21 protein-coding genes and 1 pseudogene are annotated in these 25,359 nt (G+C 64.8%); 9 read left to right on the plus strand and 13 right to left on the minus strand.

Annotated elements, in window-relative coordinates; translation table 11 throughout:
- Positions 1–33: 33 nt before the first annotated feature.
- From GPL20_RS14495 to GPL20_RS14525, 7 genes are all read right to left on the minus strand, one after another.
- On the minus strand, positions 34–1,836 hold the full coding sequence (locus tag GPL20_RS14495) for a methyl-accepting chemotaxis protein (protein WP_157330148.1): 1,803 nt from the start codon (positions 1,834–1,836) through the stop codon (positions 34–36).
- Positions 1,837–1,904: 68 nt separating this feature from the next.
- Complete coding sequence (locus GPL20_RS14500; RefSeq protein ID WP_157330149.1) at positions 1,905–2,393, minus strand: chemotaxis protein CheW; 489 nt, start codon at positions 2,391–2,393, stop codon at positions 1,905–1,907.
- 67 nt (positions 2,394–2,460) lie between these two features.
- The gene (locus tag GPL20_RS14505; RefSeq protein ID WP_157330150.1) at positions 2,461–4,158 is read right to left on the minus strand and encodes a methyl-accepting chemotaxis protein; all 1,698 of its coding nucleotides are present in this window, start codon (positions 4,156–4,158) and stop codon (positions 2,461–2,463) included.
- Positions 4,159–4,195: 37 nt separating this feature from the next.
- Positions 4,196–4,657 (minus strand): chemotaxis protein CheW, encoded by a 462-nt coding sequence (locus GPL20_RS14510; protein ID WP_157330151.1) that lies wholly within the window; start codon positions 4,655–4,657, stop codon positions 4,196–4,198.
- Complete coding sequence (locus GPL20_RS14515; protein WP_157330152.1) at positions 4,657–6,765, minus strand: chemotaxis protein CheA; 2,109 nt, start codon at positions 6,763–6,765, stop codon at positions 4,657–4,659. Before GPL20_RS14515 ends, GPL20_RS14510 begins: the two co-directional genes overlap by 1 nt.
- Positions 6,762–7,127 carry a response regulator gene (locus tag GPL20_RS14520; RefSeq protein ID WP_018644022.1) on the minus strand — a complete coding sequence of 122 codons (366 nt, stop codon included), beginning with the start codon at positions 7,125–7,127 and terminating at the stop codon, positions 6,762–6,764. The genes GPL20_RS14515 and GPL20_RS14520 overlap by 4 nt, the downstream gene beginning before the upstream one ends.
- The gene (locus GPL20_RS14525; protein ID WP_157330153.1) at positions 7,127–7,450 is read right to left on the minus strand and encodes an STAS domain-containing protein; all 324 of its coding nucleotides are present in this window, start codon (positions 7,448–7,450) and stop codon (positions 7,127–7,129) included. Before GPL20_RS14525 ends, GPL20_RS14520 begins: the two co-directional genes overlap by 1 nt.
- A gap of 267 nt (positions 7,451–7,717) precedes the next feature.
- Between GPL20_RS14525 and GPL20_RS14530 the strand changes: the two genes are divergently transcribed.
- Entirely contained in the window at positions 7,718–8,839 is a 1,122-nt protein-coding gene (locus GPL20_RS14530) for an HD domain-containing phosphohydrolase (RefSeq protein WP_157330154.1), read from the plus strand.
- Between the two features lie 80 nt (positions 8,840–8,919).
- Here the strand turns inward: GPL20_RS14530 and GPL20_RS14535 are convergent, their stop codons facing one another.
- The 3 genes and pseudogenes from GPL20_RS14535 to GPL20_RS14545 form a co-directional block, all read right to left on the minus strand.
- A complete protein-coding gene (locus GPL20_RS14535) occupies positions 8,920–9,927 on the minus strand; it encodes an ABC transporter substrate-binding protein (protein WP_157330155.1) in 1,008 nt (335 codons plus the stop codon).
- Complete coding sequence (locus tag GPL20_RS14540) at positions 9,924–12,029, minus strand: adenylate/guanylate cyclase domain-containing protein (protein ID WP_157330156.1); 2,106 nt, start codon at positions 12,027–12,029, stop codon at positions 9,924–9,926. Before GPL20_RS14540 ends, GPL20_RS14535 begins: the two co-directional genes overlap by 4 nt.
- A gap of 21 nt (positions 12,030–12,050) precedes the next feature.
- Positions 12,051–12,263 (minus strand): annotated as a pseudogene (locus GPL20_RS14545) (phenol degradation protein meta); the annotation flags it as partial.
- 402 nt (positions 12,264–12,665) lie between these two features.
- Here GPL20_RS14545 and GPL20_RS14550 point away from each other — a divergent pair.
- From GPL20_RS14550 to GPL20_RS14560, 3 genes are all read left to right on the plus strand, one after another.
- A complete protein-coding gene (locus GPL20_RS14550) occupies positions 12,666–13,640 on the plus strand; it encodes a helix-turn-helix domain-containing protein (protein ID WP_157330260.1) in 975 nt (324 codons plus the stop codon).
- A 178-nt stretch (positions 13,641–13,818) separates the two neighbouring features.
- Complete coding sequence (locus GPL20_RS14555) at positions 13,819–14,487, plus strand: hypothetical protein (protein ID WP_167533027.1); 669 nt, start codon at positions 13,819–13,821, stop codon at positions 14,485–14,487.
- 18 nt (positions 14,488–14,505) lie between these two features.
- Positions 14,506–16,653, plus strand: a complete 2,148-nt coding sequence (locus GPL20_RS14560) for an adenylate/guanylate cyclase domain-containing protein (protein WP_157330158.1) — start codon at positions 14,506–14,508, stop codon at positions 16,651–16,653.
- 44 nt (positions 16,654–16,697) lie between these two features.
- Here GPL20_RS14560 and pobA read toward each other — a convergent pair whose 3' ends face one another.
- Positions 16,698–17,870 carry a 4-hydroxybenzoate 3-monooxygenase gene (gene pobA / locus GPL20_RS14565; RefSeq protein WP_157330159.1) on the minus strand — a complete coding sequence of 391 codons (1,173 nt, stop codon included), beginning with the start codon at positions 17,868–17,870 and terminating at the stop codon, positions 16,698–16,700.
- 48 nt (positions 17,871–17,918) lie between these two features.
- Here pobA and GPL20_RS14570 point away from each other — a divergent pair, with 48 nt between their 5' ends.
- On the plus strand, positions 17,919–18,824 hold the full coding sequence (locus GPL20_RS14570; protein WP_157330160.1) for a helix-turn-helix domain-containing protein: 906 nt from the start codon (positions 17,919–17,921) through the stop codon (positions 18,822–18,824).
- 349 nt (positions 18,825–19,173) lie between these two features.
- The gene (locus GPL20_RS14575; RefSeq protein WP_157330161.1) at positions 19,174–19,788 is read left to right on the plus strand and encodes a LabA-like NYN domain-containing protein; all 615 of its coding nucleotides are present in this window, start codon (positions 19,174–19,176) and stop codon (positions 19,786–19,788) included.
- A gap of 23 nt (positions 19,789–19,811) precedes the next feature.
- Here GPL20_RS14575 and pcaG read toward each other — a convergent pair whose 3' ends face one another.
- Complete coding sequence (pcaG, locus tag GPL20_RS14580; protein WP_157330162.1) at positions 19,812–20,438, minus strand: protocatechuate 3,4-dioxygenase subunit alpha; 627 nt, start codon at positions 20,436–20,438, stop codon at positions 19,812–19,814.
- A 16-nt stretch (positions 20,439–20,454) separates the two neighbouring features.
- Positions 20,455–21,249, minus strand: a complete 795-nt coding sequence (gene pcaH / locus GPL20_RS14585; protein WP_157330163.1) for a protocatechuate 3,4-dioxygenase subunit beta — start codon at positions 21,247–21,249, stop codon at positions 20,455–20,457.
- A 96-nt stretch (positions 21,250–21,345) separates the two neighbouring features.
- On the opposite strand from pcaH, the gene GPL20_RS14590 reads away from it, so the two are divergent.
- From GPL20_RS14590 to GPL20_RS14600, 3 genes are all read left to right on the plus strand, one after another.
- Positions 21,346–22,275 (plus strand): LysR family transcriptional regulator, encoded by a 930-nt coding sequence (locus GPL20_RS14590; RefSeq protein WP_167533028.1) that lies wholly within the window; start codon positions 21,346–21,348, stop codon positions 22,273–22,275.
- Positions 22,276–22,371: 96 nt separating this feature from the next.
- Positions 22,372–23,676 carry a nicotinate phosphoribosyltransferase gene (pncB, locus tag GPL20_RS14595; protein WP_157330165.1) on the plus strand — a complete coding sequence of 435 codons (1,305 nt, stop codon included), beginning with the start codon at positions 22,372–22,374 and terminating at the stop codon, positions 23,674–23,676.
- 250 nt (positions 23,677–23,926) lie between these two features.
- Positions 23,927–25,240, plus strand: a complete 1,314-nt coding sequence (locus GPL20_RS14600) for a GGDEF domain-containing protein (protein WP_254126430.1) — start codon at positions 23,927–23,929, stop codon at positions 25,238–25,240.
- Positions 25,241–25,359: the final 119 nt, after the last annotated feature.

Here is a 25,359-nt window from a genome sequence, read left to right on the forward strand (position 1 = left end):
CACCCGTGACGGACGGGCCGATCCCCGCAAATCCTAGCGCTGGAAATCGGCGTCCCGATCGTCCCCGCCATCGTTCATGTCGAAGGCAAAGCCGCCACCACCGGCAACCTTCACGCCGCGCGCCGGCTTGTCTTGAGGCTTCCTGGCCGGGCGCTCGACGGCCGCCATGGTGGCGGCCTTGGCGCGCAACTGGTTGACCGCACGGTCGATCGGCGCGGCCGCAGGGCTTCTCTTCGCCTGTTCGATGCGGAAATAGGCGATCGTCGACTGAAGTTGCTCGGCCTGCGAGGCGAGCTCTTCCGAGGTCGAGGACACCTGCTCGGAGGCGCTGGCGTTCTGCTGGCCGACCTTGTCGAGCTGCTGGATCGCCTGGTTGATCTGGGCCGAGCCGACGTCCTGCTCGCGACAGGCGGCCGTGATCTCCTCGACGAGTTCGGCGGTCTTCTTGATGTCCGGAACAAGCTTGGCGAGCATGGAGCCGGCCTCCTGCGCCACCTTCACGGTCTCCGCAGAGAGCGTGCCGATCTCCGCCGCGGCGGCCTGGCTGCGTTCGGCAAGTTTGCGGACTTCGGATGCGACCACCGCAAACCCCTTGCCGTGCTCGCCGGCGCGGGCGGCCTCGACCGCGGCGTTGAGCGCCAGCAGGTCGGTCTGCCGCGCGATCTCCTGCACGATGGTGATCTTCTCGGCGATTGTCTGCATCGCGTTGACGGCGCGGCCAACCGCGGCGCCGCTGGCCTCGGCGTCCTTGGCCGACTGCGCGGCGATCTTCTCGGTCTGGTTGGCGTTGTCGGCGTTCTGCTTCACGTTCGAGGCCATCTCCTCCATCGAGGAGGAGGCTTCCTCGGCGGACGAGGCCTGCTCGGTCGCGCCCTGCGAGAGCTGCTCGGCGCTGGCCGAGAGCTCCTGGCTGCCGGCGGAAACGTTCTGCGCCGCGGTCAGGGCCTCCGACACGACCTGCCGGAGCTTCTCCACCATGCGTTCGAGCGCAAGGCCGAGCGTGTCCTTGTCCGACAGCGGCTTGGCTTCGACCATCAGATTGCCCTGCGAGATCTCATTGGCGATGGCCGCGGTCTGATTGAGGTTGACGGTCATCGCGTTCAGGGATTTGACGAGATCGCCGATCTCGTCGTTGCTGGACGCATCGATCTTGTGGCTGAGATCACCGATCGCGACCGCATCCGCCAGCCCGACGGCCTTGGCGAGGGACCGGCTGATATTGATCGAGATCCAGACTGCGCCAATCGCGGCAACGATGAGCGAGACGACGACCAGCACGATGAGAATCAACTGCGCGCGGCGGCTCTCCTCGCTGGACTGAGCGGCCTGCTCGGCCATTTGCCGCTTGGAATTCGCGACATAGGCTCCCATCGCCTCCGTCGCGTCTGCGACCACCTTGCGCCCGTCACCCATCGAGCGCTCCGTTGCCTTGGTCTTGTCCGTCTTTGCCAGCCTGATCGTCTCTTCCTGATAGGCGTTCATCCTGGCATAGGCACTCGCGAAGTTGTCGAGCAGCTTCTTGCCGCCTTCGCTGGCGAGTGCATAGACTTCGTCCCTGATCCTCGTGGCTTCCTCGCGGAGCTTGGCCGCGTTCGCCGCGAATTCATCGGCTTCGTTTGGCGTCCCCAGAATTGCGTTCTTTTCCGCCCTGACCTGCTGCCAGATGATCTTTTCGACCTCGGCTGCTTTTTCCATCCGCTTGGCGCGAAGCACCATGGACTCCGCGGTCGCGGCCATGTCGGCCAACTTCATGTAGCTTACAGCGCCCGCTACGATGAACAGAAGAATGACGACGCCGAACGCGCTGGCAAGCTTGGCTTTGACGGTGAATCTCATGTCAGTCTCGTTGGTTCGAATTTCCAATTGGGGTGCTTGCGCTTGACCACGCTTCACTCTTGCAGGACTCAGGCGGCGCGGGATGAATCCGCGGCCGCGTTGCGTCCCTCCGGAATCTCGTCGTGCGCCATCAGCTTGGCGAGATCGAAGATGACGACGAATTTCTCGCCTTTCCGGCCGATGCCGGCGGCATAGTCGGACTGCCATTTTCCGCCGACCTCGGGAATCGGCTCGATCGCCTGCTCGTCGATGTCAGTGACCTCGAACACGCAATCGGCGACGAAGCCGACGCCGACCAGACGGTCCTTCATCGGCACGTCGAGGATGATGATGCGGGTCGCTTCGGTGGCCACCACGCTCGGCAGGCCCAGCTTGGTCCTGAGGTCGACGATCGGATAGCCGCTGCCGCGTACGTCGATCATGCCGAGCAGGAAGTTCGGCGCATGCGGAAGCCGCGAGATCGGCCGCATATCGAGAATTTCGCGGACGTTGCGGATGCTGATGCCGAACGTCTCGCCGGCGAGCCCGAGCGTCAGATATTGCGAGGTTGCGGCCATGATGCAATCCAGGGGTCCCGAAAGTTTGGAAATGAGTACGGTCCGGCGCGAGGGCCGGACCGCTCGATCAGCGTTGAAATTCGGCGTCGCGGTCGTCTTCGCCGTCATGCATATCGAAGGCGAAGCCGCCGCCACCGGCGACTTTCATCGCGCGCGCCGGCTTGCGGGCGGGCGCGGGCTTCTTCGCGCCCCGGTCCGCCGCCGCCATGTGCGCGGCCTTGGCGCGGAGCTGGGTCACGGCACGATCGATCGGTGCGGGCCCGGCGCTCTCGCCACGCCCGGCATGCTCGATGCGGAAGAAAGAGATGGTGGACTGGAGCTGTTCGGCCTGCGAAGCGAGCTCTTCCGAAGTAGAAGACACCTGCTCGGAGGCACTGGCGTTCTGCTGGCCGACCTTGTCGAGCTGCTGGATCGCCTGGTTGATCTGGGCCGAGCCGACGTCCTGCTCGCGGCAGGCCGCGGTGATCTCCTGGACCAGTTCGGCGGTTTTCTTGATGTCGGGCACGAGCTTGGACAGCATCTGGCCGGCTTCCTGGGCGACCTTCACGCTCTCCGTCGACAGCGTCCCGATGTCCGCCGCGGCCGCCTGGCTGCGCTCGGCAAGCTTGCGGACTTCGGAGGCGACCACCGCAAAGCCCTTGCCGTGCTCGCCGGCGCGGGCGGCTTCGACCGCGGCATTGAGCGCGAGCAGGTCGGTCTGGCGGGCGATCTCCTGCACGATCGTGATCTTCTCGGCGATGGTACGCATCGCCTCGACGGCGCGGCCCACGGCGACGCCGCTGGCCTCCGCATCCTTGGCCGATTGCGCGGCGATCTTCTCGGTCTGATTGGCGTTGTCGGCGTTCTGCTTGACGTTCGATGCCATCTCTTCCATCGAGGAGGAGGCTTCCTCGGCGGACGAGGCCTGCTCTGTCGCGCCCTGCGAGAGCTGCTCGGCGCTGGCCGAGAGCTCCTGGCTGCCGGCGGAAACGTTCTGCGCGGCCGTGAGCGCCTCGGCGACGATCTGCTTGAGCTTCTCGACCATCGCATTCAGCGAGGTGACGAGATCGCCGATCTCGTCATTGCTTGTGACCTTGATCGACTGGCTGAGATCGCCGTCGGCGACCGCGCCGGCAAGGCCGACGGCACGGCCGAGACCGCGGGCGATGCTCAAGGAAATCCAGATCGCGGCGATCAGGCCGATGACGAGCGAAGCCAGCACCGCCGATATCAGCAGGAACTGGGCGCGGTTGCCGTCCTCGTGGGCCCGGGCCGCCTGATCGGCCATGTTCTTCTTGACGTTGGAGATGTAGGCGTTGGCGGTCTCCATCGCCTCGCCAACCGCTTTGCGAACGTCGGTCATGGAGCGCTCGGCGGCTTTCGCCTTGTCGGTCCGCGCGGTCTTGAGGGCTTCGTCCTGAACCGCATTCATGCGCGCATAGGCGGCGCCGAAAGTCTCGAGCAGCTTCTTGCCTTCGGGCGAGGCCGCCGCGTGGATTTCCTCCTTCAGCTTCAGGAGCGTTTCGCGCTGCTTGGCGATCTCGGCGAGGAAGCGCTCCGATTCGCTCTCGGGAGCCACGATGAGGTTCTTCTCGGCGCGAACCTGGAGGAGAATGCCCTTCTCGATCTCGGCGGCACGCTCCATCCGGCCGGCGCGCGACACCAGGCTGTCCGCAGTGACGATCATCTCGCTCAGCTTCACATAAGCGAGGCCGCCCGCCGCCATCGAGAGCAACAGGACCACACCGAACGCACTGGCAAGCTTTGCCTTAACGGTGAATCTCATTTCCAGCCCCTACCCCAGTCTCGCCCGAGACTTCATTTCAATTCAGGATGCGTTCCATGTTGGGAACGATGACGAACTCTTCGCGCCATTTCGCGATGAAGCGAATGAACTCCGGCTTCCAGTGCATGCCGACGCGCGGCGTCTGCTGCACGTCGGTCTGCGATATCTCCGTGACCTCGTAGACCTTGTCCGCGGTGACGCCGACCAGAACCGGCTCGCCGTCGAGCTCGAGCTCGATCACGACGATGCGCGTGTCGGCCGAGTTGTCGAGCTGCGGCATGCCGAAGCGAATGCGCAGGTCCGCAAGCGGAATGACGTTGCCGCGCACGTTGATCACGCTGGGAACGAAGGCCCGCGCGCCCGCCACCCTGGTCACGGGCACGGGATCGATGATCTCGCGCACGAGGCCCGCATCGAGCGCGAACTTCTCCTCGCCGAGGCCGATCATCACGACCTGCATCGCGTCGGCCTGCCGTTCGCCGGTCTGCACGTCGTTCATCACGCCGCCTCGCTGATATGCTGCTTCTCGACCTTCGACTGTGCCAGCGTGACGAGCTGGGCAACGTCGAGGATCAGCGCCGCCGTGCCGTCGCCGAGGATCGTCGCGCCGGAAAAGATCGTGACGTCCGAGTGCAGCTTGGAGAGCGACTTGATCACGGTCTGGTGGTTGCCGATGATCTGGTCGGCGACGAGGCCGACGCGGGTCTCGCCGGTCGAGATGATGATCGTCTTCTGGTGCCGGTCGGGCGAGCCCGACGAGGACATGATCTCGCGCAGTCGCAGGAACGGCACGAGGTTGCCGCGCACGTTGAGGAAGTTGCGGCCGCGCGATCGCTCGTCCTCGGCCGTCAGCTCGACGCATTCCTCCACCGCCGACAGCGGAATGATGTAGCGGCCCTCGCCGACGCGGATCAGCAGGCCCTCGATGATCGCGAGCGTCAGCGGCAGGCGCAGCGTCACGGTGGTGCCCTGACCCGGCCTCGTCGACAGGTCGATCGAGCCGCGCATGTTCTCGATGGTGCGCTTGACCACGTCCATGCCGACGCCGCGGCCCGACAGCGCCGAGATGGTCTGCGCGGTCGAGAAGCCCGGGTGGAACAGGAACTGATGGATCTCGTGATCGGTGAGCACGGCGCCGGCCGCAATCAGCCCCTGCTCTTCCGCCTTCGCGCGGATGCGCGCGGTGTTGAGACCGCCGCCATTGTCCTTGACGGTGACGAGCACCTGCGCGCCGGAATGGACGGCGGCGAGCTCGATCCGGCCCTGCTCGGTCTTGCCGTTGGCGGCGCGGGCTGCGGTGTCCTCGATGCCGTGGTCGATGGCGTTGCGGATCAGGTGCACCAGGGGATCGGCGAGGCACTCGATCATGGTCTTGTCGAGCTCGGTGTCCTCGCCCGAGGTGACGAATTCGACCGGCTTCGACAGATCCCGCGACAGATCGTGCACCAGGCGGCGGAAGCGGCCGAACAGCGAGCCGATCGGCACCATGCGCGCGCCCATCGTGGTGTCGCGCAAGGACGAGGCGAGCCGCTCGATTTCCTCGGCGATCATCTTGATCGAGAGATCGGAGCCGGCGGAGGCGAGCTGCGTCAGCCGCGCCTGCGCAATGACGAGCTCGCCGACCCGGTCCATCAGCTCGTCGAGGCGCTCGGCCTGGACGCGGACGGTGGCGATGCCGCGGTCCTGCTTGGCCTCCTCGCGGCGGACAGGCGCCGCGTCGGGCTTCGGGTCAGACTTCGGGTCAGACTTGGGCTCGGATTTGGCCTCGGCGCTTGCGATGGGCTGCGCGACGACCGGCGCGGCGGCAGCCGCTGCCACCGGCGCAGGCATTTCGGCCACCGGGGCCGGCTCCTCGTCGTGGAGCTGGAACAGCGGCACCGGGGCGGGCGCTTCGACTTCCTGCAAAGGCGAGAGCGTCAGCTTCATCTCGTCCTGGACGAACATGAAGACGTCGTCGATCGCGTCCTTGTCGCAGGCCGCGTGCAGCTTGACGTCCCACTTCAGATAGCAGTCTTCCGGCTCCATCTCGTCCAGGAACGGAATGCCGTCGGTGATCGGCACGACGAAGCAGGGGCCGAGCTTGCAGAGATCCTCAAGCAGGTCGAGCGGGTTCGAGCCGTTGCGCAGGATGTGGGATTCGAATTCCAGATAGAGATGCCAGCCGGCCTGTTTGCTCTCGGCTGGGGCCACCGGCGGCGCCTCGGCGATCTCGGCGACCGGCACAACGGGCTGGTCGGACGAGACGAAGCGCTTGAGGTCGTCGAGGATGGCTTCGCCGATGATGTCGTCGGTCGACTGCGGATCCTCGATCAGCGCGCGGATATAGTCCTTGGCGGCGAGCGCGACCGAGATCAGCTCCTGGGTCGGCTTGATCTCGCCCTTGCGGACACGGTCGAACGCGGTCTCGAATTCGTGGGTGAAGGAGGCGACCTTGTCGAAGCCGAACATGGCGCCCGAGCCCTTGATCGTGTGCAGGGCGCGAAAGGCGGAATCGACCAGCTCGCGGTCGTCGGGACGCAGGCCGAGATCGAGCAGAGCCCCTTCCAGGACCTCGAACAGCTCGCTGGCTTCCTGGCGAAAGACCTCGGTCGGGTCCGTCGCGCTCATGCGCGCACCAGCTTGCCGACGACGGCGAGCAACTGCTCGGGCTTGAACGGTTTGGTGATCCAGCCGGTGGCGCCGGCGGATTTGGCTTCCTGCTTCACCGCGTCGTTGGATTCGGTGGTCAGGAACACGATGGGCATGCCGACCGCGCTGGGCAGCTTGCGCAGCGCCCGGATCAGCTCGAGTCCATTCATGACGGGCATGTTGAGGTCGGTGATGACGAGATCGAGCTTGCCGGCCTGCGCCTTGGCGAGCCCCTGGGCGCCGTCACCGGCCTCGATCACGCTGTGACCGGCCGGCTCGAGCACGACCTTGATCATTTGCCGGATGCTGGGGGAATCGTCGACCGTGAGAATCGTGGCCATCAGGTGCCATCTTTCTTTTGCGGGAAGTGCTGATCGATCATCGCCTCGCTGGCGAAGCCGGCGCGGCGAAGGGTGTTGCGCAGAGATTGAGAGAAGGAGGTCAGGACCACCGGGCGGCCCTGGGCCTCGCCCGTCCTGGCGGTCGACAGCAGCAGCTGGATCGAGGTCACATCGGCCTTGTCGACGCTCGAACAGTCGATCTCGAGCCGCTCTTGGCGTCCGAACGCCTCGCGAATGAGATCATAGACGCTACGAATGGCCGCGATGCTACAATCGGCGGGCAACCGCAACGACCACTTCGGCTCCGTGGGATTGAGCGCCATCGCTGCCCCGCCTTTGCAAAATTCCGATACACGTTTGACGTGAATCGGATGAGCAAACCCCTAACGTAGTTCTCCGTACAACTACGGGTCACATTCCCCAGGACTTCGCGTGACTGCACCAAACGTGCATAGCCTGATGAAATCTCATGCGAGGCGCGCATATCCGCAGCGCGCATCGCCTGGTACCGCGCATTTGCTTCGCGTTAAATTTGCCCGGGTTATCCCCTGGCTTCATGCCTCTGCCAGCGAAGAGAGCCCCGGCCGCCGATGCTGACCCAAGCGCTCCTGGTTGACGACAGCCGCTCCGTCCTCAACTTCCTCAAACGTCACATCGAGGCCGAAGGTCTGGTCGAGGCCACCACCTTCCTCGACCCCGTGGAGGCGTTGGCCTGCGCCCGGCAGCGCGTCTTCGACCTCGTGCTGGTCGACTACGAGATGCCACACATGGACGGCATCAGCTTCATCCGCGTCTTCCGCAGCTTCCCCGGCTGCGCCGACATCCCGATCGCCATGATCACCTCGCGACAGACCGATGACGTCAAGATGGAAGCGCTGCAGGCTGGTGCAACCGATTTCTTGCCGAAGCAGCCACAAAGCGTCGAGATGACGGTGCGCCTCCGGAATTTGATTCATCTTGGTGCAGCCGTGCGCAAGCTCAACGACCGCGCTGCACACCTGGCAAGCGAAGTCGCAGCAGCAACACGAAAGCTCGGCGAGCGCGAGGAGGAGATCATCCTGCGGCTCGCGCTCGCGGTCGAATACCGCGACAATGATACCGGCGAGCACACGCTGCGGGTCGCCAGGTACAGCCGCATCATCGCCGAGCAGCTCGGCCTGCCGCCCCGGCTCTGCCGCGACATCTATCTCGCCGCGCCCCTGCACGACGTCGGCAAGGTCGCCATTCCCGACGACATCCTGCTCAAGCCCGGCAAGCTGACCGACGGGGAAATGGCGGTGATCCGGACGCATGCCACGATCGGCGAGCGGATCTTGGCCGACTCCAATTGCGAGCTGATCCAGCTCGGCGCACAGATTGCCGCAGGTCATCACGAGCGCTGGGACGGCGCGGGCTATCCGAACGGGCTCAAGGCGGACGAGATCCCGGTCCCCGCGCGGGTCGTCGCAGTTGCCGACGTCTTCGACGCCCTGACGACGCGGCGTCCATATAAAGAGCCGATGCCGCTCGAGGTGGCGCGCAACTATCTGATCGAGAACCAGGGCCGGCAGTTCGACCCGGCCTGCGTCGAGGCTTTTCTGTCGCGCTGGGACGAAGTCGTGGAGATCGCCGCCGGGCAAGGTGCGGCCCTGCTTCAGAGAACCGTGGCGTCCGCGGCCCCCATGAGAGAGGCAGCCGAGGGCCGCCAGGAAACGGCCTGCCCGGCCGCGTGACCCGAGCCGATTGCCGCGCCCTTCCCGGCATTCGTCCGATGCACCGCATTTTTGCCAGACGAGGGCGTGAACGAAGCGGGCTACTGCACGATCTCCAGATAGAGCTGGGTGTCGAAGTAATCAGGCGCGCGCACGGCATCGGTGATGCCCGCGTCAGCCATGAAGAAATCGCTGACCTGCTGGAGCCACTTCAGCACGGTCCCGTCGATGTATAGTCGCTTCCATTCCCGCGACGAAAACAGCTTCTGCGCCTTGAACGCCTCGACAATGTCCGCGACCGCGGCCTGGCTGTAGTGCTTCTTCTGGAGAGCCTCAGCGGCGGCCGCAGGGCTGCGCACCATGTGGTCGTTGGCGTCCGTCCAGGCACGAATGACCCGCCCGAGGATATTCCTGTTCTCCGCAGCATAGCCGGCGCGGGCCGCCCAGCCGCCGAGGACGGCGGATTGCGGATAGAATGCCGACGCATCCACTAGCTTGACCGCGTCGGGCACGGCGTTGCGCACGGTGATGTTGAACGGCACCCAGAGTGCCACAGCCGGGACGTCGCCGGCGATGAACGCCTTGACCGCAGCCGACATGCTGCTGTTGACGATCTCGACCTCCGACGGATTGATGGAATTGGCACGCAACGCGCGATCCAGGAAGATGTGCGCCGTCGTCTGCCTGGTCGTTGCGATGCGCTTGCCCCTGAGTGCGGCGAAGCCGTCCACCCCGAGAGCCGGCCTGACCCAGAGCTGAGCGGTGGCGATCTCGATGTCGTTGATGAGAAAGCCGCGCCCGGCGCCGCGCGCCAGATAGCTCGAGATGACCCCGCCCGCCGATAGCATGTCGATCTGGCCTTTCGCCATCGCCTCGAACACTTCCGGCCCGGTGTTGAACTCCAGCAATTCGAAGTCGATCCCCTGCTTGTCGAACGAACCCCGATCAAGCCCGGTCCAGATGTGGCCATCCACGGCGACAACGTGGAGGTAGCCGAGCCGGACCTTTGCGCGGGCTTGGGCCAGCGCCGGCGCGGCCAGCGTCGGGGCTACAGCCAGCATCGCCGCCCGGCGCAGCAATTGCCGCCGGCTGACGCGACGAGCGTTCATGCCGCCTGCCCTTTGTTCTGGGCCGCGTTGCGAAACTGCTGCGCATGATGTTGCGCGATGCCATCTCTGGGATAATCGAGCATGAAGCTGGAGAGCTGAACCAGGGTCGTCTCGGCCGCGCCCTCCCGTGCGATCGACGCGAAAACCTCGTCCCAGCGCCGGCACATCGCGATGTCGGCCTCGCCCGCCTGCGCAAGCTCACCACGCAGCTCGCTCACCTCGATCGCATCGGCAAACCCCTTGGGCCTGATGCTGTCGACACTTCGAAACAGGAACGCATGACCGGCACGTGCACGGACAGCGGCGCTGACCAGAACGCGCGTACCGTAGTTCTTGTTCAAGCCCTCCAGCCGTGACGCCAGGTTGATGGTCGCGCCGAGCGCCGTGTAGTTCATCCGGTCGCTCGACCCGATATTGCCGACGACGGCATCGCCGACATGCAAGCCGAAGCGGGTGTCGTAAGGTGGCCAGCCCTCGCGCCGAAATTCCTTGTTGAGCGCCTCGTTCGCCGCAAGGCATGCCAGGATGGCGCGACACGCATTGACGGTATGGTTGGGATCATCCGCCGGCGCGTTCCAGAACGCCATCACGGCATCGCCGATATATTTGTCGACCGTGCCCTGATGCCGCATGATCTCGTCCGACAGCGCTGCGAAGTAGCGCGATGTGTAGACCATCATGTTTGAAGGGTCGGCTCTCTCGGTCTTGGCGGTGAAGTCGGCGACATCGGTGAACAGTACCGTGACCTCGCGCCTGGCTCCGCCGAGGCCGAGCGAGGAACCGGTTTCGATCAACTGCCGCACGACCTGGCGAGGAATGAAGCTCGCGAAACTCCGCACCACGTTGCGCATGGTGAACACCGAGCGGCCGAGCTCTTCGATCTCGGCAATGACAGAATGAATTCGCGGCCGCTCGGCGATCTGAAAGCGCTGGATCTCGTCGGTCTGAGCGACGAGCTTCTGCAGCGGCCGCGCCATCAGCGATCCCAGCCAGAACGCGAATGGCAGCGTCGCACCCACGAACGCAAGCGCAAGGGCAAACAGCGTGCGGCGTTCACCGACGATCCGCGAGTAGAATTCGTCGAGCGGCGCGACCATCGCAATGGAGACATTGGCGGACCCGGTGGTCGCAAGCCGATGCACTGCGGCGACATAGGTTCGACCCGACGCATCCTCAAAGAACTGTTGCGCCGGCCCACCCTGCCGCCAGGAGGTGATGATCGGCGCAATCGCGGGCAGCCTGAGCGCGCTGATCTGCGGCAGATCATCCTGCCGTTCCGGTATCTCCGCCATCAAGCGGCTCATGTCGGGGTGAGCGACGATGCGACCGGATTCGTTGAACAGGAAAGCCAGGCCGGATTGCCCGAGCTTCTGCTGCGCCAGCATCTCCTCGAACCGGTTCAGAAGCACGTCGCCGGCGACGACGCCGCGGCGCCCTTCCCTCAACGGCGATCGCAGCGTGTAGCCGGGCTCGCCCGTGGCATAGAAGACATAGGGACCGGTCAGCAGCGTCTTGTCGTTCTTGAAGGCCTCGACATACCAGGGCCGTTGCCGCGGGTCGTAAGCTGCGGGGCCCGCGACCTCTGCAACCTGGATGAGGTTCTCCGACAGAAACTGCGTGACAGGTTTGGCCCCAGCCGTGCGCGAGATCACGACCAGCCGGAAAAACGCATGCTCATCGACGTTCAGGCCCGCCCTGAAGGTCGAATCGGCACGGTCGATGACGTCCATCTCGATGAAGGAGCCGTCCTCGTAACCGACATAGAGATTGAAGAGCTGCGGGTTGTTCCGCAACATCGCGGCCATCAGACCGTACAGCCGCGGATTGTCGGCAATCTCGGCCTCCTGTATCGATGGCAGGCCGGACAGGATCTCGAGATTGTCGCGGACGTACTTGAACTGCTCATCGACATGATCGGCGCCGAGCTGGGCCACCTTCTCGATGAAGCCGCTGGCTGCGGCCCGCGTGATCACTGTCACGCGTTCGAAGCTAAGATAGACCAACGTCAAACCCACGAGCAGCACGACGGCCACGAACACCGTGATGATCGATGTCTGAAAGCCGATGCGAAGCCTGCGCTTGCTGGTCCGGTCTCCGGTCATCGGAGCTCCGTGACGCCTCCCCTAGTATTTTCGAACGATCGGTTTCGACGGGGCCGCCGCGGGCGCGGCCTGCGAGACCGAGAAGGTAACCCACGTCGACCAGCTTTTCGGACGGTTTTCGACCTCCAGGTCCTTGTATCCCCTGACATTGAGATACCCCTGGTAGCCGTCCGACATCGGGATCATGAATCCGATCTGCGGACCGATGCCGACGGACTGTCCCCTGAAGCCGCCAAGCTTCCCGGCGCTCGAGGCTGGAGACGAGGACGCCGCACTGCGTCAACGTCTCTTCCCCTTTCGCGCGCACTTTTTCGACCAAGCGGCAAACCGCTGCCGCCTGCGCTCCGAATCCGCGGAGCGCCTCCGGCCAGTATCGCCAAGGTTGTAAACGGTATCCGAAGATTGGGCGGCTGTGATGTGCAGTTTGTGCCACTACGCCGGACTGGCCGGTCAGGCTTAACGACCCATGCCGCAAATTCCTCGATCCGCAGCGTTGTGCAGCGACTCTCTCGCGTCAAGTTTACGATGCTTTGTCTCAAAACGCGAAGTCAGTTTCGTCGCACGCACCTCTCGTTCCGGTGGTGCTTCGTTGCCGGCCGCCGCAGAATAGTCGCGCTTCAGGAACAGAGTTCGGTCATGGGGCAATTCCTGCTGGTTGATTCGCGTCAGCTCGACAGCTTCGAAGGCCTTCATCAGGCCGTTCACGGCTCGCATGTCGATGTCATGCAGCTCGGACGCGGGCGATTGCGCGGAACATTGTCGCACATTGGCATCGGCGATTTCTCGCTCAGCATCGGCACTTTCAACGTCGGCATGCGCACGCAGCGCATCTCCAGCGACGACAAGCTGATCATCGGGATGCTGCTCGCGGCCGAAGAGCGCGTCGCCCACTGGTCGTTCGACATGCAGCTCAACGACGTGCTTGTGATTCCGCCGCTGGTCGAGCATGACGGCGTCTTCCACGGCGCATCCGCTTACGCGGCCATGCGCCTCGAACTCAACGACGTGACGTCCCTGTTCGGCGGCGAAGCGAGGTTGAGCGACCCCGACACCTGGCGCAGCCGCGGACATTTCCGAGCGGATCCTGCGAGTGGCGCGATCGCCTCGCGGCGTCTGGTCCGGATCATGTCGCATCTGCACAGCAAGGACGGTCTTACACCGTCGACCGCCGACTTCTGGAAGCGATCCATCGTGGAGTGCATGGCGGCCAACATCATTTCGTCGCTGCCGCCCGACGATGGCGGATGGTTGCCCTCGGCAAGGCGGGTGATCCACAAGGTCGAGGACCATCTGGCGGAAACCGGCACGCGCCCGGTGCACATCTCGGAGATTTGCGACGCGCTTGGTGTCTCGCGGCGAACGCTGCATCGCGCATTTCGGGAGGTGTTCGGCATTGGGCCGGTCACGTTCCTGCGGCACAAGCGCCTGTGCGTGACCCACTCGATTCTGCGCGAGAGCGCACCCGGCACGACGACAGTCGCGAGCGTCGCCATGCAGCAGGGCTTCTTCGAGCTTGGCCGCTTCGCCCACTACTACCAGGCCATGTTCGGCGAATACCCCTCACAGACGCTCGGGGTCGCGCCGCGCCAGCTCGCGGGCCTGCCCCATTAGCCGCCGCCAGGCCGGCAGTCCCGCCTGGGCGCAGATCCCGTTCACATTGAACCTATCCGGGATAAAGTGCACCAATAACCAAGAGTGATTCTGGTCACACTTGCCTGGGCGCCCCGCTGCTAAGCATCGAACCAGGACGGGCACCGGTAGAGCATCGTCGAATTGGATGAGAATTCCCATGAAAAGCCTGATCGGCGCCTTTGTCGGCGCGTTCTGTGTTGCGGCCCCCGCTTTGGCGCAGACTCCTGCCGCAATCGTCGAAGACGTCCAGGGCAAGGTCGACGGCATTGCGTTCATGGACTATGTGGCGCCGGGCAAGATCATCAAGCTCGGGCCCAAGGCCAGCATCACGCTCAGCTACCTCAAATCCTGCCAGCGCGAGACGATCAGCGAAGGCGTTGTCCTGGTCGGCGCCGAGCAGAGCACCGTGCAGCTTGGCGAGGTGAAGCGGGAAAAGGTGCCCTGCGACACCAACGCAGCAAGACTATCGGAGCGCGAGGCGAACCAGAGTGCCGCGACCACCTTCCGCACGGTGCGGTCGGACGCCAAGGGCGCGCCGGCAAAGCTGCCCACCATCTATGGCGTCGCGCCGCTGGTCCAGGCCAAGAGCGGCAGCACGCTGGTGATCGAGCGCACCGACGGCAAGGAGCCCACGATCAGCGTGCCGCTCAAGAGCGACACCATGGTCCACGGCAGGTTCTATGATTTTGCCAAGGCCGGGAAGTCGCTGACCCCAGGCGGCAGCTATCTCGCCATCCTCGGCGCCAAGCGCTACGCCTTCCAGGTCGACGCCGGCGCCACCTCGTCGCCGACGCCGCTCGTCGGCCGCCTGCTGCGGCTCGAATAGGCGACCCGCGACGGCGCGATGCGGCGGATCGGGGGGCGGGACATCGGTGCGGCGATGGTGATTGCGCTCCTCGCGGGCGCGATCTTCACATCCCCGCCGCTGTATGCCCTGCAGGGCCTGTCGCTCGACATCCTCACCGCCATGCGCGGCAAGCTCATCGGCGACCACCGCGATCCCGCGACCTCGCCGGTCGTCGTCGTGGCAATCGATGGGGAGACCTACGACACACCACCCTTCAAGGGCTCGCCGACGCTGACCTGGACGCGCGAGATCGGCCGGGTGCTAGGAAGCATCACCGAGGGCGGCGCCAAGGTGATCGGCTTCGACGTCATCTTCCCGAGTTCGATCGAGCAGTCCGAAATTCCTTTTGGCGAGGCGCCGCTCGGCACCCGCATGAAGGGATTCGACCGGGACTATCTGATTGCCCTGCGGCAGATCTCCGACGCCGGCAAGCTCGTGCTCGGCGAAATCCTCAGCAACGACCATCCGGACGTGCCCTACCGCGCACAGCAACTGGCGGTCCGAAACAATATCCGCGCCCTCAACGTCCATACCGATGCCGACGACGTGATCCGGCGAATGCCACTGAGTTTCTCCGTGGCGGGCAAACCCGTCCCCGCGATGGCGGTCGAGCTCGCTGCGCGCGCACTCGGTACAAGGCCTGAGATCGCATCATCGGGCGCAACGGAGTTGTCCGGCTACACGATCCCAGGCTCGGTGCCGAACACGCTGACGCTCAACTTTCGAGGACTGGGGCGCGACGTCCCGACCTTCTCCTTCGCCGACCTGCGTGCCTGTGTCGAAAAGGGCGACCGCGACTTCTTCCGCCGCGCCTTCGACGGCAAGGTCGTGCTGCTCGGCACGGTGCTGAATTTCGAGGACCGCAAGCTCACCTCGATGCGCCTGTCCGGCGGACATGACGGGACGCCGGCGGCGCGGTGCGCCCTGCCCGCGCCGGCAAGTCCGGCAAAGGCTCGCAGCGATGTCGCCGGCGTATTCGTGCACGCCGCCGCCGTCCGAAACCTGATCGAGCGCGACGCGGTGACCGAGCTCGGCTTTCCACTGCGGACCATTCTCACGATCGCGTTTGCAGCGATCGTCGCCTGCGCGGCCGGCGTGCTCGCACCGAGCGGCGCCGTGATCGCCTGGCTCGCCCTCAGCGCGGCTTACGCGGCCGCTGCCGTCGGCGCGTTCGTGCATGCACTGGCGCTGCCCTTGACCGAGCCCGTGCTCGCGGGCCTGGCCGCGCTCGCGATGATGATCGGCTACCGCTTCGTGCTGGCCGACCGCGACGAGCGTTTCCTGCGCAGGAGCTTTGCCTTCTATCTCGCTCCCGAAGTGATCGACACCATGGTCGCGTCCGGCAAGATGCCGGCGCTCGGCGGCGAGATGCGCAACGTCACCATGTTCTTCTCCGACCTCAGCGGCTTCTCCTCCGTCGCTGAAACCATGACGCCGGGCGAGCTGGTGACGCTGATGAACGAATATCTGTCGGCCATGACCGACATCATCGAAGGCCATGGCGGCTACGTCGACAAATATGTCGGCGATTCCATCGTCGCCATGTTCGGCGCTCCCGCCGACGATCCGGCACACGCGCGCAATGCGGTTCGCGCCGCGCTGAAGTGCCATGAGAAGCTGGCGGAACTCAATGCAAGCAATCCCGTCTTCGCCGGCCACGGCCTGTCGCACCGCATCGGGCTCAACAGCGGCGAAGCCGTGGTCGGCAATATCGGCTCCCGCCGCCGCTTCAACTACACCGTGATGAGCGACACCGTGAACGTCGCCTCGCGGCTGGAGGGCGCCAACAAATATTACGGCACCGCGATCATGGCGTCGGAAACGACGATGGCTCAGACCGGTGACACTTTCGCCTGGCGCGAGCTCGATGCGATCAGGGTGCAGGGGCGCGGCGAGGCGATCAGGGTGTTCGAGCCGCTGGCCGAGAGCGGCGCGGAGAGCACCGAGCAGACGAAGGTCGCGGCGGCCTATGCCGAAGGACTCGCCTGCTGGCGGGCGCGGGAATTTGCGAAGGCGGCCGATGCGTTCGAGATGATGGCGAAAACCGACCCAGCGTCGGCGTTGTTTGCCAAGCGCGCCAAATCGCTCAGCGCAAATCCACCGCCGCCGGACTGGACGCCGGTCAATACGTTGGAGGGAAAGTAGTGGTTCTTACCCTCCCCTAGAGGGGAGGGTAAGAGCGCGCGCCTCTAGAACGGCAGCCCCACATAGTTCTCCGCAAGCAGGCGCTGCGCCGTCTCCGACGAGAGCAAATATTCCAGCTCCGTCTGCTGCAGCCGGTCCTCGTATTCGAGCCGGTCGGGAAACCGGTGCAGCAGCATCGTCATCCACCAGGAGAAGCGCTGCGCCTTCCAGATGCGGGCGAGCGCCTTGGCCGAATAGCCGGCAAGGCCGGAATCGTCCCCATGCTGATAATGCCCAAGCATCGCATGGTAGAGATAATAGATGTCCGATGCGGCGCTGTTGAGCCCGCGTGCACCGGTCGGCGGCACGATGTGGGCGGCATCGCCGGCGAGGAACAGGCGGCCGTAGCTCATCGGCTCTGCGACGAAGCTGCGCAGGGGGGCGATGCTCTTCTCGATCGAGGGGCCGGTGATCAGGCGGCCGGCGACCTCGTCCGGCAGGCGGCGCTTCAGCTCGGCCCAGAACGCATCGTCGCTCCAGTCCTCCACCTTCTCGGTCAGCGGCACCTGGATATAGTAGCGGCTCAACACTTGTGAGCGCAGCGAGCAGAGCGCAAAGCCGCGCTCGTGCTTGGCATAGATCAGCTCGGGCGACACCGGCTTCGTGCGCGACAGAACGCCGAGCCAGCCGAACGGGTAGACCTTCTCGTATTCGCGCAGCACGTCCTTCGGGATCGACTTGCGGCTGACGCCGTGAAAGCCGTCGGCGCCGACGATGTAGTCACAATCGACCCGGATAATCTCCCCGTTCAAACGATACGTCACAAACGGCCTGTCCGAGGTGAGATCGTGCGGCGTCACGTCCTCGGCGTTGTGCACGACCTTGCCGCCGAGACGGTCGCGCGCCTCGTAGAGATCGCGCGTCAGCTCGGTCTGGCCGTAGACCAGCACCGAATTGCCGCCGGAATGCCGGTGCAGGTCGATGTGGGAGAGAACGCCGTCATGGGCGATCTCGAAACCGTTGTGGATCTCGCCCTCGCGATCCATCCGCTCGCCGCATTGCGCCTCGCGCATCAGCCTGGCGAAGCCGTGCTCGAGTACGCCGGCGCGGATCCGGGCCAGCACGTGGTCGCGGCTGTACTTCTCGAGCACGACCGTGTCGATGCCCTTGAGATGCAGAAGCTGGGACAACAGCAGGCCGGATGGGCCGCCGCCGATGATGCAGACCTGAACCTTCATTCGCGTCCTCCCGTCGGCACTTTTTTGCAGGTTCCGCCGCGCAAGCCGATGGAGGGTTTTGTCTTTGTCTTGTACTATTCGAACATGAGAACCGCAGCCCCTGCCCCGGCAATCCGGGTCTACAATCTCTTCGGCGAGTCCGGCGATCTGCCGGATGTCGTGCATTGCGAGACCATCGCGTCCCGCTCGGTGCTGCACGACTGGACGCTGGCCGTGCACCGGCATGCACGGCTGCACCAGGTGCTGCTGATCGAGCGCGGCGGCGGCGAGGCGACGCTGGACGGACGCGTGGTGCCCTTGAAGCCGATGCAGATCGTCAACGTGCCGGTCGGCCACGTCCACGGCTTCCGCTTCGTGCCCGGCACGCAAGGCTGGGTGCTGACGATTGCCGCGGAAATCCTCGACGAAGCGCTGCTCGTCGCCGAAGGCCTGCGCGGCGCGCTGTCGCGCTCGGCCGTGGTGCGCGGCACGCCGCAGATCCGCGCCATCATGAAGCAGATCTTCGTCGAGCATGCCGCGCGCGATTTCGGCCGCGCGCATGTGCTGCGCGCATTGTCCGCGGCCATGATCGGGCTGGTGGCCCGCGCGCTCACCAGCGAGAGCGGCGGCAACGGCACGGCGGAGAGTGGACTGTTTCGCCGCTTCGAAGCGCTGCTGGAGCAGCATCATCTGGAGCGCTGGAGCGTCGCGGACTACGCCAAGGCCCTGTCGATCACGCCGACACACCTCAACCGGATCACGCGGGTTGCGACCGGCGACACTGCCTCGCATCTGATCCTCAACCGGCTGATCCGCGAGGCGCGGCGCAATCTCGTCTACACCAACCTGCCGGTCTCGACGATCGCCTATGCTCTCGGCTTCGAGGACCCCGCTTATTTCAGCCGGGTCTATGCCGCAGCCACCGGGCTGTCGCCGCGCGCCTTTCGCACGCAGCTCCACGGCGACGAAGGTTGACGCATCAGACGAAGGACCAAGGGCGCCTGTGGTTGAGGCCTACGCTGCGAACCGCGACGGCGCTCGTCGCCACTTACCTTCGTATATGGGGTCCTACCCTTTGGATAGAGTCCCCTTACCTCCGTACAATTGTTCGAGAAATGCGCACGCCTTAGCGTGGCTGCATTCGGCGCCCTGGCGCTGGTGGCATGGATCCTCCCTAACCTTGGCGCAAGACGGCCATCCCTGTCCGGTCGTCTGCGCCGCTTTTTCAGCAGGCCATCGCCGCCTTCAGTGTTTTCCGGCCGATATACCGCACCCTGGCGGCTGCACCGGCCGGCCTTCGTGCGGAACTGGGGATTCGTGCATAATGTCTTCGATCGAGACGATCGCACTCTTTATCGATGGCGCCAATTTCTATGCCACCGCCAAGGCACTCGGTTTCGATGTCGATTACAGGCGCCTGCTCGGTGAATTCCGGAGCCGAGGTGCGCTGCTGCGGGCCTTCTACTACACGACCATCATCGAGGATCAGGAATATTCGTCAATCCGCCCGTTGATCGACTGGCTCGACTATAACGGGTATACCGTCGTCACCAAGCTCACCAGGGAGTTCGTGGACGCCACCACCGGCCGTCGCAAGGTGAAGGGCAGCATGGATGTCGACCTCGCAGTAAAAGCGATGGAACTTGCCGAGCACGTCGATCAGATCGTGTTGTTCTCGGGAGACGGGGGTTTTCGTTCCCTGGTGGAAGCCGTGCAACGTCGCGGCGTTCGCGTGACGGTCATCTCCTCGCTTGCCAGCCAGCCGCCCATGGTCGCCGACGAACTGCGCCGGCAAGCCGATGTCTTCATTGATCTGGCGGACCTGAAGCCGAGAATCGGGCGCGAGCCGGCCGAGCGGCCGGGATCGCGAGAGATGCGTCAGCAGCCGCAACAATTCGGCGTTCGCGGCACGATCGATCGAGGCGACCAGGTGCAATGATTTGGCGAGACGATCGCCAATCGTCACACGTCGAAGAACACCGTCTCCTCCAGCCCCTGAAGATTGATCGTGAAGGAATACACGACCTTGCCGTCGCGCGCGCTGCGGGTGGCGACCAGCGTCTTGCGGCGCACCGGCGGCTCGACCAGGTTGAGCACCGGATCGGCGGCGTTGGCGGCCTCCTCATCCGAGAAGTAGAGGCGCGTGTTGAGACCGATGTTGATGCCGCGCGCAACGATCCAGACATTGACGTGCGGCGCGCATTTGCGCCCCGCTTTGTCGGTAATGGCGCCCGGCTTGATGGTCTCGAAGGTGACGAGGCCGCTGTCGAAGTCCGAGCCCGCGCGGCCCCAGCCGCGGAAATCCTCTTCCAGAGCCGCAGCCGAGCGATCGGCCGGATGATTGTAGCGGCCGCTCGCATTGGCCTGCCATATCTCCAGCAACACGTCGCGCAACGGTGAGCCGGTGCCGTCGAGCACCTTGCCTTCCAGCGTGATGCGTTCGCCGCTGGTGTTCGGCGTCACCAGCACGTTGGAGAAGTTCTTCTCGAAAATGTCGAAGCCCGCCATGGCCGGGATCAGGCCGATATGAACGTAAGGCCCGGCGGTCTGCGAAGCGGTTTCCTTGAGGTAGTTGAGCGGCTGCGGCATGACTGGTTTCCTGGCCTCAGTTGCCTTCGGGGCGGTTTTCGAAATAGGTCGAGCGCTGGCCGCGCAGGACGATGTCGAAGCGGTAGGCGAGCGAGTCGAACGGCGTGGAGGCATTGAGGTCGAGCGGCGCCACGAGGCGGTCGAGCGCGTCCTTGTCCGGGATCGTCGTCAGGATCGGACAGACCGGGATCAGCGGATCGCCCTCGAAGTACATCTGCGTGATCAGCCGTTGCGCAAAGCCAGAGCCGAACACCGAGAAATGGATGTGGGCGGGCCGCCAGCTGTTGACGTAGTTGCGCCACGGATAGGGCCCCGGCTTCACCGTGCGGAAATAGTAGTAGCCGGTATCGTCGGTCAGCGCCCGGCCGCAGCCGCCGAAATTCGGATCGATCGGCGCCAGATACGTGTCCTTCTTGTGCCGGTAGCGGCCGCCGGCATTGGCCTGCCAGAACTCGACCAGCGTGTTCGGCACGCCGCGGCCGGTTTCATCGAGCACGCGGCCGTGGACGATGATGCGCTCGCCGACCGGATCGCCGTCCTTGGCGTAGTTGCGGATCAGGTCGTTGTCGAGCGGCCCGAGATCGTTGTGGCCGAACACCGGTCCCGTGATCTCCGAGATCGAGTTCTCCAGCGACAGCAACGCCTGGCGCGGCGAGCGCAGCACCGATGACTTGTAGCCGGGCGCATGCGCCGGCGGATGCATGGAACGGTCGCGCTGGAAGAAGCCGCCGTCGCCGAGCGGCGGCGAGAACGGCTCGGGGCGGTTGAGGCGAGGATCCTGCAAGGCTGGAATTCGAGCCTGGGCATTCATCGGCGTTGTCTCTCCCTTCTGGCGTCCGCTCGGGGACGCGCGGCTTATCGGGAGATCATGGGCCGGTCTATTCTCAAGATAAATAGATTGATTATAATGAATTCCATGAAGGAAATCGATCATTTGGCCCTCGACGGCCACGCCCTCGAACTGTTCCTCGCCGTCCTCGAGGAAGGCTCGGTGACGGCAGCCGCGACGCGGCTCGGCCTGACGCAATCGGCGGTCAGCCATGGGCTCAACAAGCTGCGGCGGATCGCGGGCGACCCGCTGTTCGCGAAATCCGGCCGCGGCATCGTCGCCACCGCGCATGCCCAGGCGCTGGCCGCGAAAGCGCGCGCACTGATCGACGAGATGCGCAGCTTTGCCGGCGGCATCAGCTTCGAGCCGGCGCGCGCACAGCTTTCGCTGACGATTGCCGCCAATGATTTCCAGCGTGATCTGCTGCTGCCGCGCTTCTTCGACCACGTCGCCGTGCAGGTGAAGAGCCTGAGCCTGCGCGTGATCCCCTCGCAATCGCCATCGCCCGCGATGCTGCGCGAGAACCGCTGCGACGTCCTGATCACGCCGTTGCCGCCGTCCGGCATCGACATCGTGCAGAAGCGCCTGCTGAGGGACCATTACGTCTGCTACTACGATTCCCGGGCGCGCACGGCTCCGGCGGGCCGCGGCGCGTATCTGGCGGCGCGCCACATCACGGTCGTCTACACCGACAACGAGCGGCTCGACTTCGACCGCCGGCTGGCGGCCAACGGCTTCCACCGCGACATTGCCATCTCCGTGCCGAGCTTCTCCGGCGTGCCATCGTTCCTGCATGGCTCGCAGATGCTGGCGAGCATGCCGAGCCTGCTGGCGGCCGGCGTGATGCGCGGCTTTGCGCAAACGCGGATTCCGCTGGCGTCCCGCACGCGAACGCTGGCCGAGCTGCCGATGTTCATGGTCTGGCACCAGCGCTACCAGAAGGACCCGGCCCATCGCTGGATCAGGAGCCAGCTCGAGACTATCGCTGCGACGGCCGCGGGCGGTTGAACGAGGATTCAGGGTAAACTCCCCCGGGGCAAGGTGATGCCCTGCCCTTCGCCAGACCCACTGGTTGCGCAGGGTGAGCCACGCTAGAATTGGCTCATGACAGTGACCGACATTGCGAGCCGGACCTACAATCACAGCTGGCGGCTGGATCCCATCATCCGCAGCCTGCTGGATACCGACTTCTACAAGCTATTGATGTTGCAGATGATTCGGGAGGACTACCCGGATCAGCAGGTGACCTTCTCGGTCATCAACCGCTCGCGCCATGTGCGGCTTGCCGAGATCATCGACGAGGGCGAGTTGCGCGCCCAGCTTGATCACGCCCGCACCATCCGCTTCTCCAAGAAAGAGCTGATCTGGCTGGCCGGTAACACGTTCTACGGCAAGACCCACATGTTCTCGGCGGACTTCATCCGGTGGCTCGCCGAATTCCGCCTGCCCGAGTACGAGCTGCGCAAGGTCGACGGCCAGTACGAGCTGCATTTCCACGGGCCGTGGACCCACACCACGATGTGGGAAATTCCGGCGCTCGCCATCCTCAACGAGCTGCGCTCGCGAGCGGCGATGAAGGGGCGCGGCCGCTTCGAGCTCGACGTGCTCTACGCCCGCGCCAAGGCCAAGCTGTGGACCAAGGTGGAGCGGCTGCGCAAGCTGGAGAGTTTGCGGCTCTCCGACTTCGGCACCCGCCGCCGCCACGGCTTTCTCTGGCAGCGCTGGTGCGTGGAGGCGGTGAAGGAAGGCTTGGGATCGTCCTTCATCGGCACCTCCAACGTGCTGCTCGCGATGGACAACGATCTCGAGGCCATCGGCACCAACGCGCATGAGCTGCCGATGGTCGCCGCCGCGCTTGCCAGGGACGACGAAGAATTGCGCTGGGCGCCCTACCGCATCCTCGACCAATGGCGCCAGACCTATGGCGGCAACCTCCTGATCGCACTGCCCGATGCCTTCGGCACGAAAGCCTTCCTGCGCGATGCCCCGGAATGGGTCGCCGACTGGACCGGCTTCCGCCCCGACAGCGCGCCGCCGATCCAGGCCGGCGAGGAGATCATCGCCTGGTGGGAGAAGAAGGGCCGCAACCCCAGGGACAAGCTGCTCGTCTTTTCCGATGCGATGGACGTCGGCTCGATCGAAGAGACCTATCACCACTTTGCCGGCCGGGTGCGGCTCTCCTTCGGCTGGGGCACCAATCTCACCAATGACTTCGTCGGCTGTACGCCGGACGGCTCGTTCAATCTCGATCCGATCTCGCTGGTCTGCAAGGTGTCCTCGGTCGATGGACAGCCGGCCGTCAAGCTCTCGGACAACCCGGAGAAGGCGACCGGCCTGCCCTCTGAGATCGAACGATACCTGCGCGTGTTCGGCGACGCCGGCCGCGTGCGCAAGCCCGTGCTGGTCTAGCCGCGCCATCAGCCGATTTCTCTCGATCAGGTAAACCGCGCAGGACGAATGCGAGATACCGGCGCGTGGATGAGGCTTTCACCTCCAACAACACGGCATTTGCGACGAACAGTATTCATCCGCTTCATGGCGCTTTCACCCTGAGATGCAAGCCCTGTGCTTTTCAGGTCGAGTTAAGCAACCTTCGCCTCTACTTTGCGTTGCAGGCGGACCGCTCCGCTTGGGTCGTTGACGCATTGGGGAACTCCGGGTGTTTCGTAGAGCCGCGCGTGCAGTGAAGGGACGCAGTTTCCTTCATGTCATCAAGCTCGTCTCGCCTTTCGTGACGGTCGTCCTGCTTCAGGCGACGATCGCAGGATTCAGCCTCGAGGTGATGTCATCCGTCCGCGCCTATGTCGCGGGCGAAGCGATGTGGTCGCGATCGCAGAAGAACGCCGTCTATTTCCTCAATCGCTATCTGCACTCGGGCGAATCGAGCCAGTTCGCGCAATACCAGACATCCCTCGCCGTTCCGATTGGCGACGAGTTCGCGAGGTGGGCGCTCGAGCGAGATCCGGTCGACATCGAGAGCGCGCGCATCGGCTTTCTGCAAGGCGGCAACCATCCCGACGACGTTCCGGGATTGATCTGGCTGTTTCGCCACTTCAATCGCGTCAGCTTTCTTCAGGAAGCGATCCGCGAGTGGGCTGCGACAGACCCCATGCTGCTGGAGTTGAGCGTCTTCGGCGAGGTGATCCGGTCCGAGCTGGAGAAGGGCCCTGTTCAGGACCGCGATCGCCTGCAATTCCTGTCCTCGCGGCTCTCGGAGCTCAACGCTCAGTTCACGGTGCATGCCAAACGGTTCTCCACCGTCCTCAGCGAAGGCTCCCGCGCCATCAAGGTGACGCTGACTTGCATCAACATCGTCACCGCCGCGACGCTGATCTTGCTCCTGATCTGGCACACGCGACGATTGGTGCTGCAGCGACAGGCCTTCGAGGATGCCTTGCATGCCGAGAAGGAGCGCCTGGCGTGGCAGGCGTCGCATGACTGGCTGACCGGCCTGTCCAACCGCCGCGCGTTCGAGGCGCGCCTGGAACGCGAGCTGGAGGATGTTGCGGCGGGCCCGCTGGGCCTGATCCTGCTCGATCTCGACCAGTTCAAGAGCGTCAACGACACCTCTGGTCATCTCGCGGGCGACCGCCTGCTCTGCCAGGTCTCGCGCCTGCTGCAGCAGGACCGGCGGCCACATGATCTTGTGGCGCGGCTCGGCGGCGACGAATTCGGCCTGATCCTGCCGCAGTGTCCGCTCTCGAAGGCCGCCGACATCGCGGAACGGCTGCGCAGGTCGCTCGAACTGTTCAGCTTCGCCTGGGACGAGCGGTGCTTTACGGTGACCGCCAGCATCGGCGTCACCTGCATCGCCGACCGCGACATCACGCTCGAGGACGCGATGCGGCGCGCGGACGCCGCCTGCTATCGCGCCAAGGAAAAGGGTCGCAACCGGGTTCAGGCCGAGGGCGGCAGACCGGACGTCGTCGTCGTTCCAGCCCGGCCGCGCGAAGCCGTCGTGGCGCGCGGCTGACAGCCGCCCGCGCCATCTCGACCCGCGGCATCCAATTGCGGACATCCGTTAGCGGCGGGCGAGACGGCGCAGTTCTGTGACGCCGCAGCCACATTGCGCCAAAAAGGCTGCGCCTTTCG

The organism is Bradyrhizobium cajani (assembly GCF_009759665.1).
Taxonomy (GTDB): Bacteria; Pseudomonadota; Alphaproteobacteria; order Rhizobiales; family Xanthobacteraceae; genus Bradyrhizobium; species Bradyrhizobium cajani.

Bases quoted from the DNA above. Each gene is read 5' to 3' on its own strand.
- pncB (WP_157330165.1), top strand. From the start codon at position 22,372: ATGACAGTGACCGACATTGCGAGCCGGACCTACAATCACAGCTGGCGG.
- GPL20_RS14540 (WP_157330156.1), bottom strand. From the start codon at position 12,029: ATGACCGGAGACCGGACCAGCAAGCGCAGGCTTCGCATCGGCTTTCAG.
- GPL20_RS14550 (WP_157330260.1), top strand. From the start codon at position 12,666: ATGGGGCAATTCCTGCTGGTTGATTCGCGTCAGCTCGACAGCTTCGAA.
- GPL20_RS14530 (WP_157330154.1), top strand. From the start codon at position 7,718: ATGCTGACCCAAGCGCTCCTGGTTGACGACAGCCGCTCCGTCCTCAAC.
- GPL20_RS14590 (WP_167533028.1), top strand. From the start codon at position 21,346: ATGAATTCCATGAAGGAAATCGATCATTTGGCCCTCGACGGCCACGCC.
- GPL20_RS14525 (WP_157330153.1), bottom strand. From the start codon at position 7,450: ATGGCGCTCAATCCCACGGAGCCGAAGTGGTCGTTGCGGTTGCCCGCC.
- GPL20_RS14510 (WP_157330151.1), bottom strand. From the start codon at position 4,657: ATGAACGACGTGCAGACCGGCGAACGGCAGGCCGACGCGATGCAGGTC.
- GPL20_RS14560 (WP_157330158.1), top strand. From the start codon at position 14,506: ATGCGGCGGATCGGGGGGCGGGACATCGGTGCGGCGATGGTGATTGCG.
- GPL20_RS14555 (WP_167533027.1), top strand. From the start codon at position 13,819: ATGAAAAGCCTGATCGGCGCCTTTGTCGGCGCGTTCTGTGTTGCGGCC.
- GPL20_RS14505 (WP_157330150.1), bottom strand. From the start codon at position 4,158: ATGAGATTCACCGTTAAGGCAAAGCTTGCCAGTGCGTTCGGTGTGGTC.
- GPL20_RS14500 (WP_157330149.1), bottom strand. From the start codon at position 2,393: ATGGCCGCAACCTCGCAATATCTGACGCTCGGGCTCGCCGGCGAGACG.
- pobA (WP_157330159.1), bottom strand. From the start codon at position 17,870: ATGAAGGTTCAGGTCTGCATCATCGGCGGCGGCCCATCCGGCCTGCTG.
- GPL20_RS14515 (WP_157330152.1), bottom strand. From the start codon at position 6,765: ATGAGCGCGACGGACCCGACCGAGGTCTTTCGCCAGGAAGCCAGCGAG.
- GPL20_RS14570 (WP_157330160.1), top strand. From the start codon at position 17,919: ATGGAGGGTTTTGTCTTTGTCTTGTACTATTCGAACATGAGAACCGCA.
- GPL20_RS14535 (WP_157330155.1), bottom strand. From the start codon at position 9,927: ATGAACGCTCGTCGCGTCAGCCGGCGGCAATTGCTGCGCCGGGCGGCG.
- pcaG (WP_157330162.1), bottom strand. From the start codon at position 20,438: ATGCCGCAGCCGCTCAACTACCTCAAGGAAACCGCTTCGCAGACCGCC.
- GPL20_RS14575 (WP_157330161.1), top strand. From the start codon at position 19,174: ATGTCTTCGATCGAGACGATCGCACTCTTTATCGATGGCGCCAATTTC.
- GPL20_RS14520 (WP_018644022.1), bottom strand. From the start codon at position 7,127: ATGGCCACGATTCTCACGGTCGACGATTCCCCCAGCATCCGGCAAATG.
- GPL20_RS14495 (WP_157330148.1), bottom strand. From the start codon at position 1,836: ATGAGATTCACCGTCAAAGCCAAGCTTGCCAGCGCGTTCGGCGTCGTC.
- pcaH (WP_157330163.1), bottom strand. From the start codon at position 21,249: ATGAATGCCCAGGCTCGAATTCCAGCCTTGCAGGATCCTCGCCTCAAC.